Annotated in this window: 11 protein-coding genes; 7 read left to right on the top strand and 4 right to left on the bottom strand. The window is 61.3% G+C overall.

The genetic code is table 11. The features are described from left to right. Window positions 1-284: 284 nt before the first annotated feature. The 5 genes from MWH26_RS10775 to asnA all read left to right on the top strand — a co-directional run bounded on the left by MWH26_RS10775 (window position 285) and on the right by asnA (window position 7372). Window positions 285-1103: an SDR family oxidoreductase gene (locus MWH26_RS10775; protein ID WP_247974286.1), complete on the top strand. Its 819-nt coding sequence runs from the start codon at window positions 285-287 to the stop codon at window positions 1101-1103. 105 nt (window positions 1104-1208) lie between these two features. After that, window positions 1209-3860, top strand: coding sequence for an MGH1-like glycoside hydrolase domain-containing protein (locus tag MWH26_RS10770; RefSeq protein WP_247974285.1), 2652 nt, complete (start codon window positions 1209-1211; stop codon window positions 3858-3860). Between the two features lie 114 nt (window positions 3861-3974). Continuing rightward, a complete protein-coding gene (locus MWH26_RS10765) occupies window positions 3975-4970 on the top strand; it encodes an NADP(+)-dependent, decarboxylating phosphogluconate dehydrogenase (RefSeq protein ID WP_247974284.1) in 996 nt (331 codons plus the stop codon). Between the two features lie 218 nt (window positions 4971-5188). Next, the gene (locus tag MWH26_RS10760) at window positions 5189-5902 is read left to right on the top strand and encodes a PD-(D/E)XK nuclease-like domain-containing protein (RefSeq protein ID WP_247974283.1); all 714 of its coding nucleotides are present in this window, start codon (window positions 5189-5191) and stop codon (window positions 5900-5902) included. Between the two features lie 462 nt (window positions 5903-6364). Further along, the gene (asnA, locus tag MWH26_RS10755; protein WP_247974282.1) at window positions 6365-7372 is read left to right on the top strand and encodes an aspartate--ammonia ligase; all 1008 of its coding nucleotides are present in this window, start codon (window positions 6365-6367) and stop codon (window positions 7370-7372) included. Between the two features lie 301 nt (window positions 7373-7673). Here asnA and MWH26_RS10750 read toward each other — a convergent pair whose 3' ends face one another. The 4 genes from MWH26_RS10750 to MWH26_RS10735 form a co-directional block, all read right to left on the bottom strand. Then, window positions 7674-8975, bottom strand: coding sequence for a flavin monoamine oxidase family protein (locus tag MWH26_RS10750; protein WP_247974281.1), 1302 nt, complete (start codon window positions 8973-8975; stop codon window positions 7674-7676). A 180-nt stretch (window positions 8976-9155) separates the two neighbouring features. Beyond that, window positions 9156-9464, bottom strand: coding sequence for a hypothetical protein (locus MWH26_RS10745; RefSeq protein ID WP_247974280.1), 309 nt, complete (start codon window positions 9462-9464; stop codon window positions 9156-9158). A 417-nt stretch (window positions 9465-9881) separates the two neighbouring features. Further along, window positions 9882-12590, bottom strand: coding sequence for a PAS domain S-box protein (locus tag MWH26_RS10740; RefSeq protein WP_247974279.1), 2709 nt, complete (start codon window positions 12588-12590; stop codon window positions 9882-9884). Window positions 12591-12706: 116 nt separating this feature from the next. After that, window positions 12707-15763 carry a CheR family methyltransferase gene (locus MWH26_RS10735; RefSeq protein ID WP_247974278.1) on the bottom strand — a complete coding sequence of 1019 codons (3057 nt, stop codon included), beginning with the start codon at window positions 15761-15763 and terminating at the stop codon, window positions 12707-12709. A gap of 243 nt (window positions 15764-16006) precedes the next feature. Here MWH26_RS10735 and MWH26_RS10730 point away from each other — a divergent pair, with 243 nt between their 5' ends. Both MWH26_RS10730 and MWH26_RS10725 read left to right on the top strand, forming a co-directional pair. Further along, on the top strand, window positions 16007-17041 hold the full coding sequence (locus MWH26_RS10730) for a chemotaxis protein CheB (RefSeq protein WP_247974277.1): 1035 nt from the start codon (window positions 16007-16009) through the stop codon (window positions 17039-17041). Between the two features lie 108 nt (window positions 17042-17149). Continuing rightward, the gene (locus MWH26_RS10725; protein ID WP_244696612.1) at window positions 17150-17500 is read left to right on the top strand and encodes a DUF3140 domain-containing protein; all 351 of its coding nucleotides are present in this window, start codon (window positions 17150-17152) and stop codon (window positions 17498-17500) included. Window positions 17501-17558 lie beyond the last annotated feature (58 nt).

The following is a 17558-nucleotide window of genomic DNA, read 5'->3' as shown; positions in this document are numbered from 1 at the left end:
TTGAGTTACTAGCACAACATCAGCATGCGAGATGCTTCGGCGGCGCCTCGGCATGACAGTCTATAGGCTATTCTTATTTGTAAGGCAGTGACTAGTAACACAACCTCATACCATCAGCGCGGTGGCTATGGATTGGTTTTCAGGCGTTAGACGCGCTAGCAAGGGGTAGAGCATGAGGCAGTAGTGCTTGATTCACACTTGCTTCACCAGACATTCATGTAACTAAAGCCAGGGTTTGCCAGTCTAGCAGATGAGTATTCTTCTGATCTTCTCTACTGAGCTATATGGCAAACTCCTCAAACTCGCAGCGTCTGCAAAACCAAATTGCCCTCGTGACGGGCGGCAGCTCCGGCATTGGGGCGGGTGTGGCCAAGGCTATGGCCGCGGAAGGCGCTACCGTCATCGTCAACTACGCCCACAGTGCCGAGGAAGCTGCGGCCGTGGTGGCCGACATTAAAAAGGCGGGCGGTCGGGCCGTAGCCATCCAGGCTGATGTAAGCAAGGAAGACGAGGTGCTCCATATGTTCGACCAAATTCGGGAGCAGTTTCAGACTCTGCACATTCTGGTCAATAACTCCGGCATTCAGCAGGATTCGCCCTTTCTGGAAATGAGCCTGGAGAAGTGGCAAAAAGTAATTGACGTGAACCTGACCGGGCAGTTTCTGTGCGCCCGCGAGGCCGCCCGGGAGTTCGTGCGGCGCGGTCCGCAGCCAGAAGTATCGAAGGCCACGGGTAAAATCATCTGCATGAGCTCTGTGCACGAGGTGATTCCGTGGGCGGGCCACGTAAACTACGCCACTAGCAAGGGCGGCATTATGCAGCTAATGAAAAGCATGGCCCAGGAGCTGGCGCCCCAGCGCATCCGGGTCAACAGCATCGGGCCGGGCGCCATTGCTACCCCCATCAATCTCTCAGCCCGCGACACGCCCGAGGAAGAGCGTAACCTGCTGACCCTGATTCCCTACGGCCGTATCGGTGACCCCGCCGACATTGGCATGGTGGCCGTGTGGCTGGCTTCCGACGAGGCCGATTATGTGACGGGTACTACCATCTTCGCCGACGGCGGCATGACTCTCTACCCCGGTTTCGCCGACAACGGTTGAGTTGCGGCCAGCAGCCGTGTTATGAGTGGTCTGCCGCCGGGCGTACCTACGTGCTACCCTTAAGATCCGGCGAAAAACAGGTGGTTACTCGCGGGCACAGTGTATATGACTCAGGAACAACAACGCCAGCAGCAGGCCCAAGCAGGCGAGGCCGCCTGGCACCGCTTCGGGCCCTACGTATCGGAGCGGCAGTGGGGCACGGTGCGCGAAGACTACTCCGCCGACAGCCAGCCCTGGACCTATACCACCCACGACGCGGCCCGCAGCCGGGCCTACCGCTGGGGCGAGGAGGGCATTGGGGGTGTCTCCGACGACCAGCAGCTCTTGTGCCTGGCCCCGGCCTTCTGGAACGGGCAGGATCCTATCCTAAAGGAGCGGCTGTTTGGCTTGAGCGGACCCGAGGGCAACCACGGCGAGGACGTGAAGGAGCTGTATTACTACCTCGACAATACGCCTACCCATTCCTACATGCGGATGCTGTACAAGTATCCGCAGCACGCCTACCCCTACGAGTGGTTGGTACAGGAAAACGCCCGCCGCGGCCGGCACAAGCCCGAATTTGAGCTGCTGGATACCAGTATTTTCCGCGAAAACCGCTACTTCGACATCTTTCTAGAGTACGCCAAAGCGGGCCCCGACGACCTGCTGCTGCAAATAACGGTGCATAACCGGGCCAGCGAAACGGCGGTGCTTCATGTGCTACCCCACCTCTGGTTCCGCAACACCTGGGCCTGGGGCTACGATGACTACCGACCCCAGCTCAGCGCTCCAAAGCAGGGCCACATCCGGGTGGAGCACGCCAAACTACCGGCCCTACAGCTCTACTGCGACGCACCCCAGGGGCCGGAATCCGCCCCGGAACTGCTGTTCTGCGACAACGAAACGAACCGCCAGCGCCTCTACGGCACCCCCAACGGCGGTGCCTACTGCAAGGATGGCATCAACGACTACCTGCTCCAGGGCAACCACGCTGCCGTAAACCCGGCTCGGCAGGGTACCCGCGCGGCAGCCCACTACACGCTAACCATACCGGCCGGCCAACACCAGGTAGTGCGCGTGCGCCTGGCCGCTCCCGAGCTGGCCGAGCCTTTCGCGGACTTTGCCGCCATTGTGCGGCAGCGCCAAGCCGAGGCCGACGAGTTTTACCAACATCTGCAAACCGACCTCAGCAGCCCTGATGCGCGCAACGTGCAACGCCAGGCTTTGGCTGGCATGCTCTGGAGCAAGCAATTCTATTACTACGATGTGGCCCAGTGGCTAAAAGGCGACCCGGCCTCGTCACCGCCACCCGAGGCCCGGCGCCATAACCGCAACCACACCTGGCCTCATCTAAACAACGCCGACATCATCTCGATGCCGGACAAGTGGGAATACCCGTGGTACGCGGCCTGGGACCTGGCCTTTCACTGCATTCCGCTGGCTATGGTCGATGCCGAGTTTGCCAAAAGCCAGCTCCGCTTGCTCACCAAGGACTGGTACATGCACCCCAACGGCCAGCTGCCGGCCTACGAGTGGAACTTCTCCGACGTGAACCCGCCCGTGCACGCCTGGGCCACGTGGCGGGTGTATAAGATGGACCGCAAACTGCGGGGCGGCCAGGGCGACACGCCATTCTTGGAAAGCGTATTTCACCGCCTGCTGCTCAACTTTACTTGGTGGGTAAACCGCAAGGACCGCAACAACCGCAACGTGTTCGAGGGTGGTTTTTTGGGACTAGATAATATTGGCGTGTTCGACCGCTCGGCTCCACTGCCCACCGGCGGCTACATCGAGCAGGCTGATGGCACGGCCTGGATGGCCATGTTTGCATTGAACATGATGCGCATGGCCCTGGAGCTGGCCAAAACCAACCCGGTGTATCAGGACATGGCCAGCAAGTTCTTCGAGCACTTCCTCTACATCGCCCAGGCCATGACCAACCTAGCCGATGAGAAGATTGACATGTGGGACGAGGACGACGGCTTTTACTACGATGTACTCAACACGCCCGAGCACGCCCGCCTACCCCTGCGTATCCGGTCCATGGTGGGGCTGATTCCGCTGTTTGCCGTGGAGGTGCTCGACGAGGATACCCTGCAGCAGATGCCCCGCTTCGTGTACCGCCTAAACTGGTTTCTTAACCACCGGCCCGAGCTGGCAGCCATGGTGTCGCGGTGGCAGGAGCCGGGCCGCGGCCAAAGCCACCTCCTTTCCCTGCTGCGCGGCCACCGCATGAAGCTGCTCCTGCGCCTGGCTCTGGATGAGGCCGAATTCCTGTCTGACTATGGCGTGCGCGCCCTTTCGCGCTACCACTTGGCGCGTCCTTACGTGTTTGAGCACGCCGACGGGCGGAAGGAAATGGTACAGTACGAGCCCGGCGAATCCAGCACTTCCGTATTCGGGGGTAACAGCAACTGGCGCGGCCCGGTCTGGATGCCCATGAACTTCCTGCTGGTGGAGTCCTTGCAGCGCTTCTACCACTACTACGGCCCCGATTTCAAGGTGGAGTACCCAACGGGCTCCGGCCAGTTTAGCACCCTGCTGGAAATTTCGCAGGCCCTCACGGAGCGGCTCACCCGCCTGTTCCTGCGCGATGCCAACGGCCGCCGTCCCTGCTTCGGGCCAGACCAGCAATTTCAGACCGACCCCAACTTCAAAGACTACCTGCTCTTTCACGAATATTTCCACGGCGACACCGGCCAGGGCCTGGGCGCCAGCCACCAAACCGGCTGGACTGGCCTCATTGCCAAGCTCCTGCAGCCCCGCCCGCCCGAATAAACCGCCGCTGAGCCAGTAGGGCCATTGGGCCATTCTCGTTTTTGGTGCGCTACCCGCGCTGCCTACTTCTTACCTGCCTTAGGTTATTCTCTTCCTTTCATTACCTCCCAACGCATGAGCAAAACGCAAATTGGGGTCATTGGCCTCGGCAAAATGGGCGCGGGGCTGGCCCGCCAGGCCGCTGAAAAAGGCTACCCCATCGTGGGCCTCGATATTCATCCCCGGCCCGATCTGAAAACCGAAAACCTGCGGGTAGTTGGCAGCATCGAGGAGCTAGTGAACAAGCTGAAGCGCCCACGCAAAGTATTTCTCTACATCCCGGCCGGCGCGGCCGTCGACGGCCTGATTCAGCAGTTGCTACCCCACCTGGAACCCGGCGACATCATCGTGGACGGAGGCAATTCCTACTGGGGCGACTCCATCCGGCGGGCAGCGCGCCTGCGCGAGCAGGGCCTGCATTTCCTGGACTGCGGCACCAGCGGCGGCCCCGGTGGAGCCCGCACGGGAGCCTGCTACATGGTGGGCGGCGCGCCGGAAGCCGTGGAGCAGCTGCGCGAGTTTTTCGTGGATACCTCGGTGCCGGGCGGCTTTCTGCACACGGGCGTGGCCGGCACGGGCCACTACGTAAAGCTGGTGCACAACGGCATCGAATTCGGCATGCTACAGGCCATTGGGGAAGGTATGGGCCTGCTTACTCACTTCCGCGAAAAGCTCGACATCAGCGCTATTTTGGGCTTATGGAACAACGGCTCAGTGGTGCGCTCCTGGCTGGTGGAACTCATGAAAAAGACCTACGATGAAGAGGCTGGCTTCAACGTGCCCAGCTACATTGAGGACACCGGCGAGGTGAACTGGCTGGTGGCCGACGCCCTGCACATGGAAGTGCCCATTCCCGTCATCTCCCAGTCGGTGATGCAGCTGTTCACTTCCCGCGACAAAGAACCAACCTGGGCCAAAGCCATTGCCATGATGCGCCACGGCTTCGGCGGGCACCCGTACGGCGAAGACAAGGGCCTGCAGCGGGAGCGGCAGTACGGCCGGGTAGGGGAATACGAAATGCCCGAAGAAACCGGTGAGCGAGCTGACCAGCAACCCACCGGCCAGCAGTAGCCGCTGGTTTTCCGGCGAAGGTTTTGGGTTTCTGGCCCCGCCTTTGGCTCCCTCGCTCGGATGGGGCGGCAGGCACACTCAAGTAAGTAAGGCGGGAGCAGGGGTAGCGGAATAGGGGAGGCAGTAAGGGAAGTAAAGAAAAATGCCTATACTCCCTCATTCAAACCCTGCTTTGTCATTTTTCGGAGCCTTTTTGCCGGCTTCGCTGTTCTTCTTGCGTGACTGATTCCACTACTACCGCCGCCCGCCCCGACCTACTGCGCATTCCCTACGACGACTACCGCGCCCTGCCGGCTATTGCCAACTCCGACCTTTCGCGCCTGCGTGATGCCCTCAATGGTCGCCCCCCGCGCCCCCACGATTCGGTGGGCGGGGCCCTTGGCTTAGGTACGGCCTTCCACACCGCCATTCTGGAGCCCGACCTGTACCAGCCTGGTCAGCCCGGTATCAATGACACCCTGATCTGGTGGATGGTGGATGGGGTGAAGCTTAACCCCGAGGTGAATGCCCTGCTCGAGCAAGGAATTCCGGAGCCCAGCTGCATTTTCACCGAGCCCCTGACTGACACCCTGTGCAAGCTGCGCGCCGACCTAGTTGTGGACCAGCCGGGTCAGCCCTACACCATCGTGGACTTTAAGACTACCATGGCCCGCGACCATAACCACTTCGTGGAGCAGTGCACCCAGTATGACTACGACCGCCAGGCCGCGTTTTACGCCGACGCCCTGCACGCCGACCGGTTTCTGCTGATTGGGGTGCAGAAGGTGGAGCCGTTCAAGGTGTTTGTGTACGAAGTGCCCCCACTGATGCGCAATGAAGGCCGGGCCAAGTACCTGCGCCTGCTCAAGCTATTGCAACCCGAGGCTCCGGTGCCGGTTTCCGTAGTGCAAGCCGTGCGTGATGTACGCAATGCCTTGAACGGCACAGAGTAAGGCCACTGCTCAAGCAGTAGTCAGTCTGGTAGCTGGCGTATTGCGCTATTTTATTTGATTATATATGCTATAAAAAAATAATTATTGGCTCTAATTAGGATAAATACTTACGCTCCTTTATACTTGTACAACACCTGACGAAAAAACAACCCTTTTACATGCGTCATTTCCGCAATAATCTCCAGAATAATAACTCGAATAATCTTATTCGAGACTGGAAGGCTATTGCTCCCTTGGAGAACTGAAAAATCAGTTGCTGATTTTCTTTTAAAGCCTTCCACTAACCGGAAGGCTTTTTTTTGTGCCTGCGGGTCGGCTTCACATATAAGGTAGCCGGTAGCAACCCGTTTTTTTGCGCACAGATAATTTCTGAATTCCCGAAAAAACTTCCGGCTGGGAGAGGGAAATTCGTGTGCCTTTTCGAAATGAAAAAACATTCTTAAACTCCTAAAATAAATAGGTATGAGCGCCCAGGATTTATTGAAAACCGAAGAGGCAATTTCCTTTGTAAAGGAAACCTTCGCTAAAGAACTCAGCGCCCAACTGCAGCTCAGCAAGGTATCGTCGCCGATTGCTGTGCTGGACGGTACGGGTATCAACGACGACCTGAACGGCATTGAGCGCCCCGTAGGTTTTCCCATCAAAGCCCTGGACGAGCGCCGGGCGGTAGTGGTGCATTCCTTGGCCAAGTGGAAGCGGGTGCGCCTGCAGGAGTTGGGCATTGAGGCCGGCCGGGGCCTGCTCACCGACATGCGCGCCCTACGCCCCGATGAGGACTACTCGCCCATTCACTCTATTTACGTGGATCAGTGGGACTGGGAAAAGCACATCAGCCCTGAGCAGCGCACGCCGGCCTTCCTGAAGGCCACCGTGGAGCGCATTTACGAAGCCCTGAAAACCACAGAAGCGCGCGTAGCGGCCGAATACCCGGAAATTACGCCCGTGCTACCGGGCAAAATCACCTTCCTGCACGCCGAGGACCTGCTTCGGCAATACCCTACCCTCACGCCTAAGCAGCGGGAGCATGAGGTTGTAAAACAATATGGCGCCGTGTTCCTGGTGGGCATTGGCCACGAGCTAAGCCACGGTGAGCCCCACGACGGCCGCGCCCCCGACTACGACGATTGGAGCACCGAAACCGAAGAAGGCTACCGCGGCCTCAACGGCGACATTCTGCTCTGGCACCCCGTCCTGCAAACGTCCTTCGAGGTATCATCGATGGGGATTCGGGTGGATAAGCACGCGCTGGTGCGGCAACTGGCCCTGCGCGGCTGTGAGGACCGGCAGGAATTGGCCTTTCATGCGCGGCTGCTGAAAGATGAGCTGCCCCAGAGCATAGGCGGGGGCATTGGGCAGAGCCGGGTGTGCATGTTTATGCTGCGGAAAGGCCACATTGGAGAAGTACAGGTAAGCATCTGGCCGGAGGCCGTACGCACCGAGCTGGCCGGAGCGGGTGTCGGGCTGCTGTAAGCAGCCACAAGCTAGCTGCCCCAAAGGCAGCGTAGGCGGGGGAGCAGGTTTGGCGGCCGTAGCTCTCCCGCCTTTTTGTGGGTTGCACACCAGCCGCCGGGGTAGCAGAAAGGCGGAGTGGTAACTACTGTAAAAACAGCGCCTTGCTTCCCCCAGCAAAGCCCGCCAGGAACCTGCCCACCGCAACCACTACCGGTAGCAACAGTCCTCTATCAGTCAAGCTAAATGGCCCTTCAGCGCAATTTCTGGAATCCTGGAATAAGGGACTGCTGAGCGTGGTGAGCAAAGAGGTAGCAGAAAGCTACGGCCGCTGTAACAGCTGCTCGGCGGCTTTCGCCCCGCTAACCAGTGCTGCCTCCACAGTTCCGATGTACGGACCATCGTACACGCCTTCACCCGCAATAAACAGAGTATCAGCAAGTGGCGTGGCTAGGGTAGCGCGGGCTTCCGGAGCTCCTAGCGTAGCGTAAGCATAGGCCCCCAACGCCAGTGGATCGGCTGCCCAGTTGACAATGCGGTGGGCCCGCACATGTTCTTGCAGGAAGGCGGGGGTAGTGCCCAGCAGGTAAGCCAACGAGGCCAGAGCTTCAGCCAGCAAATCATCGTCAGAAGTTAAGCGACGCTGGTGCGCCGCCGGACCGGCCAGCCAGCCGGTAAGCACCGGACTCGGGTCGGGCAACTGGCTCCACCAAGTAGGGAGGGAGGCGTCGGAAAAAAGAAAACCCAGGTCAGGAAGCGGGCGGCTTACTTGCGCCGAGGCGTGCTCCCAAAGTGGCGTAGTGAACTCCAGCAGCACCTTGATAACGGGGCCAAAGCCCAGGGCGCGGGCCGCAGCCCGGTGCGCCGGCAGTTCAGGCTCCAGACGGAGGTAGCCCGGCTGGCCCGCCTCGGCCTGCCAGATGCCCAGCGGAACGGTGAGCAGCGCCCGCGCGGCGGTAAAGTGCCGCCCCTCCGCGCTAGTAGCCCGAACCTGGCTCGGCTGCCAGTGCAACGCAGTTACGGGGCAGCTCAACTCCAGGTGCACCCCGGCCGCCTGGGCTTGCTGTACCAGCCAGGCTATCAAGCGGCTATACCCGCCCTCCGGCCGCGGAGAGTCTTCGGCCCCGTTGCCGCTCCATTCCTCGCGCAGGGCGAAGGCACTGGCACGGTGGGCATCGGCGGCGTCGTAGCCTTCTGCAAACCGGGTTACCTGCTCGCGCATCAGGTAGTACTCCTCGCCCGGAAAATACTGCTCCAGAAACTCGGCCAGCGCCATGTCGTGGGGAAGGGCGTGTAGCTTTTCCAGCAGCAGGGGCAAGTCGTCGAAGAAGCTTTCGGCGGGCTGGGTCTGGCCCTGGGCTACTTCATAGTTGATGCCGGCGGTGTCGAGGTAGGCAATACCCGCTTCCTGGAGGAGCTGTCGGGTCAGGGGAACGTCGCCGTGCAAGAACTCGGCCCCGCTTTCCACCGGCCGGGAAAACCCACCGGCGTCGGAGCTGTACACGCGGCCGCCGGGGCGGTTACGACCCTCCAGCAGCCTGACTGAACGTCCGGCCCGGGCTAGGTTCCGGGCCGCCAGCAGCCCGGCAGCTCCGGCCCCAATAATCAGTATGTCGGTTTGCATAAGGAAAACAATCCCTTTCCTAACGCCCCAAGCCCTCAAATGTTAGGGAAAGTCTGACGGCTATTTAGTGCCAACCCGACACTACTCAGTGAAGAAGTAGGAGCGTACCCAGTATACAAATCAACTTAATGCGCTACTCTTAACTAGTAGCGCTTAGCTACACCTGCCGGATCCTCAGAGCTAACGCAGGCTTACCCAGTTGGGGCGGGCGGGGAAGCCTACCGGGTGGGCCTGCACAACCGACGTAACGCCCAGGGTAGCCCCGCTCGCGTCGCGGTAGCGAATAAGGTATTCAGGAGCTGCTTCCGGCTCCAAGACACTGGTATCGAGGAAGGGGCTGCAGGCATTGCGGGCTACGCATTTCCACTCCTGGTTGGCCTGGCGGCGGTACACGTAGGCAAAGCTGCCCGCCTTGATGGTAAAATCTAGCCGGCGGCCGGCGGGTACTAGGTGCAAGTGCAGAGGGAAAGTAGAAGTACGTGCAGTCATAGCGCTGGGGTGAGCAAGGAGCGGTGATAAACTAGCTGCCTAAACGGGGCGCTGCCCCCTTTGGGTCCCGGGTTTCTACGGATTTCCCTCCCCGAAAAACCCCGATTTTTCACCTCCGTATTCTACTGATTTCTGGGTAATGCGCTAATAGACAGGGCAGAAGCCTCGGAAAGCCAGTGCTACCGTGGCAGCACCCCACACAGCCGCCGGCGCGCTACCACTCAGCCGGACGGCGCCGCCGGCTGCCGGTACTACCCTCCGGAACTCTAGGGTAAGATGAGGACTAGTAGGAGGCGCCAGTATGTGAGAGGAGGCGAGAAGGCTGGGTTCCCTTTCAAGGGCCTGTACCAGCTTCCTCGCCTCCTCTCAGAAAGCACTTGCTTGTCTTTGGCTTGCCTGCAGCTTTTCAGGCCCGGCTTAGCTGACCGGGAACGTGAGCGTGATGCTGGCTCCCTGCCCCGGCCTCGATTGCACCGCGAAAGTACCGCCCAGTAGCCCCACCCGCGTCCGGATGCCAGCCAAGCCGATGCCCGTGGCCGGGTCCAGGCCTTCCGTCTCGAAGCCGCGGCCGTCATCTTCCACGCTCACGTACACCTGGCCATCTTCGCGGGCTACCTGCACAAACACCTCCTGGGCGCCAGCGTGCTTCATCACGTTGTTGAGCAGCTCCTGCACGCTGCGGTAAATGGTGGTTTCCAGGGAGCGGGGCAGGGGGTGGTGTAGGCCCGAGAGGTTCAGGTCCACGGTCAGGGATTGGGCCGGAATCCGCTTCACCAGTTCGCGCAGGGCCAGCTCCAGCCCGAAGTCTTCCAGAATGCTGGGCGTCAGCTCAAAGGAAATGTCCCGGGTGGCCCGAATAGCCTCGCTGAGCAGGTGCTGGCTGGTGCGGGTTTGCTCGCTAGGGGGCAGGTTGTCCAGGTTCAGGCGGGTAGCGTACAGCAGCTGGCCTACCCCGTTGTGCAGGCTCTCGGAAATCCGGCGGCGCTCCTCCTCCTGGGTAGTCAGGATGGCCGACAGCACCTCTTGCTGCTGGCGCAGCTTCAGGCGGGTGGCCTCAGCTTGCAGGGCGTTGCGCTCCGTTACGTCGCGGGCCAGAATGAGCACCCCGGCCCATACTCCCTGCTGGTTCAAGGGAATAAAGTTCAGGTCCATGATCATGGGTAGGTGGTGCTCGGCCCAGTTGGCGTGGGCTGCCGGCTCACCGGCCAGCGCCTGGTACACAAGGCGTTTGGTGGTAGGGTCCTGGGCTATTCCGGGCAGGGCTTCTTCAAACGGCAGGCCCAGCATCTCGGCTTCCGGCCGGCCCAGCACGGCGGCTACCTTGTTGTTCCAGGCCGTTACCCGCAGGTCGGTATCCAGGGCTATAACGCAGTCGATGGTGTTATCGAGGAGGCTTTTGGTGAATTCCTTCTCGGCCCGGAGCTTCTCGCGGCGCTCCTCTGATTCCGTCACGTCGATGGCGAACAGCACGGCCTGCTGGCGCTGGGCGTCAAAGAAGCCGTAGTTCAGGAAGACGACCGGCTTGCCCTCGTACTCGGTGCGGTCCAGGAACGTCACGGTTTGGCCGGCCAGCAGCCGGCGGGCCGACTCGGCCAACGAGGGGAAGGCCTGGGCCAGGGTGGGGCCGCCTACCAGCTCATTGTTCTGCAGGCCAATGCGGCGCAGGCCTTCCCCTTCCACGCTCAGGAAATGCCCCTCGGTTGTTAGCTGGCTTAGAATGACGGGCAGGTTTTGCAGGATGTGGGAGAGCAGGCGGTTTTTGTAGCCCAGCTCTTCCTCAGCCTCCCGGCGCAGTGTAATGTCGCGCATGAGGCCAACAAACCGCACCGGCTGGCCCTGCTCGCGCAGGACTTTGCCAAACGCCGACACGTAGCGGGTGCTGCCATCGGGCCAGAGGAGGCGGTGCTCTAGGTCCAGCGGGGCCTCCTCGGCGGCGGCCCGGCCGAGGCACGTCGCTACCAGGGCGCGGTCATCCGGATGAATGATTTCTTGCAGGAGCTGAAGCGGGGCCGGGCTGGGCGCCTCGGGCAAGCCGCAAATGCTGCGGGCCCGCTGGTTCCAGGTTATTTCGTTGGTGGCGTATTCAATGGTCCAGACGCCGGCTTCGGAGGCGGCCAGGGCCATCTGCAACCGTTCCTCGCTTTCCCTGACGCGCCGGGTGGTTTCCTTTTCCGCCGTAATATCGCGCCAGGAGGCGTGCATCACATGCCCATCGGTTTCGGGAATGGCCGTGAGCAGAATATCTTCCCAAAACTCCTTGCCGTCGGTGCGGTGGCGGCACCACTCAAAGCGGCAGTGGCCCTGGCGCACCGCCTGCTCCCAGTACTGCTGGGCCAGGGTAAAGGAGAGCCGGCCGTCGGGTTGCCGCTCGGGCGAGAAGGCGGAGGCGTGCTGGCCCAGGAGCTGGCTTTTATCTGTGAGGCCCAGCAGGCGCAACGTGGCGGGGTTGCAGTCCACGAAGCGGTTGTCGCGCAGGAGCAGCATGCCATCCTGGCTCTGGTCGAAGAGAATGCGGAAGCGCCGCTCGCTCAGCTCCAGCTCCCGGCGGGCCCGGCGCTGCTCGGTAATATCAATGAGGGCTAGGCGGCAGAGCGGGGTACCCTCGGCAGCGGAAACGGCTACCCCTTCCAGCCGCACGTACAGCACCTGGCCATCGTGGCGGCGCATTTCCACGGCCAGCACCTGGCGCTCCTGCCGCTGCCGGATGCGCTCCACAAACTCCGCAAACTGGTGGCGGTAGGCCAGGGTCACAAACAGGGCCAGGCGCCGGCCCAGCAACTGCTGGCGTAGCAACCCCAGCAGCTGGCAGGCTTGTAGGTTTAGCTGGGCCAGGGTGCCATCGGGGGCCAGGGTGCAGTAGCCCACCGGCGCAAAGTCGTAGAGGTCCATGTACTGGGCCCGGGAGGCCTCGGCCTCGGCTTGGGCCAGCAGCAGCTCTTCGTACTGCATTTCCAGCTCCATCTGGTGGGTTTGCAGGTCCTGAACCAGCCGCTGCACTTCGGGGGGGGCATCTGGCCCGAGGCTGTGGGTTACCAGCTGGCGCCGCTCAGCCTGGGCCCGGAGGTCGCGCAGGGCAGCGTGCACATCAATGGGCTGGTGATAGGCCTCTGGCTCAAGTTCATTCATCACACTAACGGGGCATAAGGCAGGTACCCCCGGAGGAGCTACGCAAATCAAAGTAGAACGTTCTGCAGCCCCCGGCACCGAAAGCAAGGGGCTGCACGGAGCTATCAGGCTGAGGTTCAGATAATTTTCTCCATGGTTTCTACGCCTAGCAGGAGGCGGTTGGTTTGGTGGCCGCCGCGCAGGATAGCCCGCCCGTAGAGCACCAGCCGGTACCGGCCCAGCTCCGGGAAATGGCTTTCTAGCACGTAGGAGTCGAAGGCGGCCTCGGTGGCAGTTTCCGTGAGGGTAGCTGGGGCCAGCAGCTCCTGCAGGTGGCGCAGCAGGCTTGGGTTGTCCCAGGCTCCGTTGCTGAGGGAGGGTAGCAGCTGGCCCTGAGCTTCGGCGGCCGTCAGCCGGAACGACTGCAGGAAGGGCCGGCTGGCCGTAAGAATGCGCAGGTCCCCGTCGAGTACCAGCAGGGGCTCCCGCACGGTTTCTACCACGCTTTCCGCGAAGCGGGCGGCCTCCTGCAACTGGCTTTCCAGCACCTTCATGCCCGTCACGTCGGTGAAAGTGATAACGGCCCCGCTGATGTAGTTGTCTAGGGTGCGGTAGGGGAGGATGCGCATGCTGTACCACTCGCCCGCGGTGGTCTGGATGTTGGTAGAGATGCTGGTAAGGCGCTCCAGTACCTGGCGCACGTCGCGCAGCAGGTGCTCGTAGCGCAGGTTGGAGGCAAAGTGCACGAGCGGGCGCCCCACATCGGTAGCTACCAGCGGAATGATGCGCTCCACGGGCGGGGTGAAGCGCTTGATGGTCATGTTGTTATCGAGGAAGATAATGGCAATTTCGGTGGCGTCCAGCAGGTTCTTCATGTCGTTGGCCGACTCCGAAAGCTCCTCGGTTTTCACCATGTACTGCATGTTCAGGGTCATCAGCTCCTCGTTCAGGCTCTGCATTTCCTCCTTGTTGGTCATGGCCTCCTCGTTGGTGCTTTGCAGCTCCTCATTGGCCGACTGCAGCTCCTCGTTGATGCTTTTCATTTCTTCCAGGGAGCTTTCCATTTCCTCCAGGGAAGTTTGCAGGCGGTACTTGGTGTATTGCAGCTCCTTTTCCAGGTTGGCTACCACCTCGTCGCGGCTGAGGTCGGGGGCGGGGCGGCTGCCTTTACGCACGTGGCGGGGGGTAGGCTGCTCCTCGAACACCACCAGCAGCAAGCCAGCCAGGCTGTTGGGCTCCTCCAGCACTTTCACGGTGAGGCGCAGCAGCTGCTGGCCCGTGTCGGTGCGCAGGCGCACGTTGTCGACCATCACATCCTCGCGGGTTTCGGAGGCGCGGTGCACGGCCGCGCTCAGCTCGTAGGTGAGGTCTTCGCGGGCCATTTCAAACAGGTTCATGCCGCTCAGGCCGGGGGCCGGCTCCAGGTAGCGGCCCGTGCGGCCGTGCACGTACAGAATTTCGCCCTTGGGATTAATTACCACGGCCGGCGGAGCATAGGTGCGCAGCAGCACATTCTGCACCAAAGAGGAAAAGGCGCCGCCCTCGCGGCGGGTAGAAGCGGCAGTAGACATAGGAGCGGTTGGGGGCGGAGCCAGGGTGGGGTGCTGGGCCAGGGCAAACGGCAGGCCTGTTAGCCGGGGAAACGAGGTAGGCGTATCGTTGCGGAGCGAAATCTTCCACTTCAGGTCCAGGGGCCGGAACAGGTCCTGGGAGCCGGTAATGTTTTCACTGGGCCCCAGAAACAGCAGTCCGCCGGGGTTCAGGGAGTAATGGAACACGGGCAGCAGGGATTTTTGCAGCTCCGCGCTCAGGTAAATCAGCAGGTTGCGGCAGCACAGCAAATCCAGCTTGGTAAAGGGCGCATCCTTGTGAATGTTGTGCAGGGCAAACACCACCAAGTCGCGCACTTCCTTCCGGATCTGGTAGTGGCCATCTTCCTTGTAAAAGAACCGTTGCAGCCGCTCCGGGCTCACGTCGGCCGTGATGTTGTCGGGGTAGAGGCCGAGGCGGGCGAAGCTCACGCCTTCGGGCGAAATGTCGGTGGCAAACAGCTGAATCTTGAGGTAGCGGGTAGGCGCTACCTCGTCCAGGCACTCCAGCAGGGTCATGACCAAGGAGTAGGCCTCCTCGCCGGTAGAGCAGCCCGGGGCCCACACCCGAATGGTGTGGCCCGCCTCCCGTTCCTGAATCAGGGTGCGGAGGTGGTTTTTCAGGCTTTCGAAGGCCTCCGGGTCACGGAAAAACTTGGTTACGCCAATCAGCAGTTCCTTGAACAGGCTGTCTACTTCCTGGGGGTTCTCCTGGAGGTAGCGCACGTAGTGGGTAAACTCCTTGATTTGGTGGGCGTTCATGCGCCGCTCAATGCGCCGAAACACCGTGTTGCGCTTGTAAAAGCTGAAGTCGTGGCCGGTTTGGGCCCGAATCAGCAGAAAGATTTTCTGGAGGGCGTGAGCCGGCATGGTGGTGGGCTCGTCGTACACATCTCGGGTGGGGCGGGCCAGCAGGGGGCGCTCCACGTAGTCGAGCAGCTTGGCCGGCATCAGCTCCGGAGGTAGCACAAAATCCACGAACTCCGTGGCCAGCGCGGCCCGGGGCATGGAATCGTAGAGGGCCGTTTTGGGGTCTTGCACCATCACCATGCCGTAGTTTTCCATCACCAGCTTCAGGCCGGTGCTGCCATCGGAGCCCATGCCCGAAAAAATCAGGCAGATGGCTTGCTCGCGCGCGTCCTTGGCCAGGCTTTGCAGAAAAAAATCGATGGGCTGGCGCAGGGCCGGGGTTTGGGTAGGCGGCAGCAGCAGAAAGGTGCCGTGCAGCAGGCTCAGGTCCCGGTCGGGCGGAATGACGAACACCCTATTGGGCTGCACCTTCAGGCCATCGGTTACCTCCACCACCGGCATGGAAGTATAGCGCTGCAACACGCCCGCCAGGTCGCCGTGGTGGTTGGGCAGCAGGTGCATCACCACCACGAACGCCATGCCACTGGTAGCGGGCATGGCCGCGAAAAACCGCTCAAAGGCCTCCAAGGAGCCAGCCGAGCCGCCCAGGGCTACAATAGGGAGTTTTGCCGCTTTGGTTCCTAGGGTAGGGGTAGGCAGGCTGGGCTGAACGGCCGGCGCGGGCTGCGCGGCTTCGGCAGGAACCGGCACAGACGACGAGCCGGCCGCCGGGTTCAGGTGAGATTCTGACGTCATGGAAAGCAGAAAAGAAAGCGGGTGGAGCGGGTCAGCTCGCAGGCAGTGCGCGGCCGCGGAAGCTAGCAGGAGGTAAATTTAGCCAATGTAGCCCGCTCAAGCGGACTTCCTGCCCGACTATTCTTGCGCAGATTATAGCTCAACCAGAGCCAAAAAGCCAGTTGTTGCGTAAAGAAAGCGGCTACTACTGCTCCTTGGCGGGCCCTTCCTTCTCCGTTTAATCCCTCCTCCACTTTCTGGCCCGTGACTAGTTTTTCTGCTCACCTGATTGTAATTGGAACCTCGGCGGGCGGCATGCCGGCACTTACCCAACTGGTAGAACAGCTGCCCGCTACCTTGCCGGCCGCCGTGCTGGTGGTGCAGCACCTGTCCCCCGAATCGTCGGGGGAGCCCCTGATAACCCGCCTCCGCCGCCATACGGGCCTGCACTGCCAACTGGCCGTGCACAACGCCCCGCTGCAGGCCGGCGCGCTCTACTTGGCCCCGCCCGACCGGCATTTGCTGGTCAAAAACGACCGTATGCTGGTAACCAAGGGCCCGCGCGAAAACAACTACCGCCCGGCCGCCGACGCCCTGTTTCGCTCGGCAGCCGTGGCCTACGGCCCCAACGTAATTGGGGTGGTGCTGACGGGTATGCTGCACGACGGCACCGCTGGCCTCGACTTTATTAAGCGCTGCGGCGGTACGGCCGTGGTGCAAGACCCCAACGACGCCGAGTTTCCGAGCATGCCGGAAAGCGCCCTGCGCGGAACCGACATCGACTACGCCGTGCCCCTGCATTTGATGGGCCGCCTGTTGCAGGAGCTGGTAGGTATGCCCAGCAAACCCCTTAACGAGGCCTCCGTGCCGGACGATTTGAAGTTAGAGGCCTCTATAGCTGAACGGGTTGTGGGAACTACAGATGAAGTAAACCAGCTGGGCCGCCAAGTGCCGCTCACCTGCCCCGAGTGCGGCGGAGCCCTCTGGGAGCTGAAGCACGGCAAAATGCTGCGTTACCGCTGCCACACCGGCCACGCCTTCACCGCCGACGGGCTACTGGACAAAACCCAGCAGGCCATGGAGGAAACTCTGTGGGTGGCCCTGCGCATGATGGAGGAGCGCAAAAACCTGCTAACCAGCATGGCCGTGCGTGGGGAAGGCCTCTGGAGCGTGCAGCAGGAGGAAAAGCTCGAAGAAATCAAGCGCCACATCAACCGCCTGCGTGAGTTTCTGATCAACGGCCAGCGGCAGGAAGGCTACCCCAACGAAAACGGCAGTGAAGATCAGGCCATTAGCTAGCACGGTACGGGCCCCCAAAGTAACTGTTGAACTCCGGTTGCCGTTGAGACACAGGTAGCCCGGCCACTCCGGCCTGCGTATTCCTGCTTTCACCCTTCATCCCCCGCCATGACCACCAAATCCACCCCCAGTGCCGACGTATACGCGGAGTTCAAGCGCAACGTAAACATGACTGCCGCCGAAATCGAGAAGTGGCTGAAAACCGAGGAATCCCGGTCCGTAGGCCAGGACAGCGGCGACGGGACCAGCATCGGCCACCACTCCGGGGAGCGAATCGTAGAAATTCTGCGCAAGAAAAAAGCCGACCTAACGGACGCCGACGAGCAGCACATGCACAAGGTACACAGCTACGTAAGCCGGCACCTGGCCCAGGGCCCCCACGCCAAGGAAGACGTAGAAACGTCGCGGTGGCGCTACTCCCTCATGAACTGGGGCCACGATCCGCTCAAGGACAAGTAACAGAATACAAATACGCTCGCCCTACCCACTCATCAAGCTGTGAGCTTGTACAGAGGTG

The organism is Hymenobacter sublimis, assembly GCF_023101345.1.
Lineage (GTDB): Bacteria > Bacteroidota > Bacteroidia > Cytophagales > Hymenobacteraceae > Hymenobacter > Hymenobacter sublimis.
The sequence above is the reverse complement of the archived record's forward strand: the minus strand, read 5'-3'. Positions and strand labels throughout refer to the sequence as shown.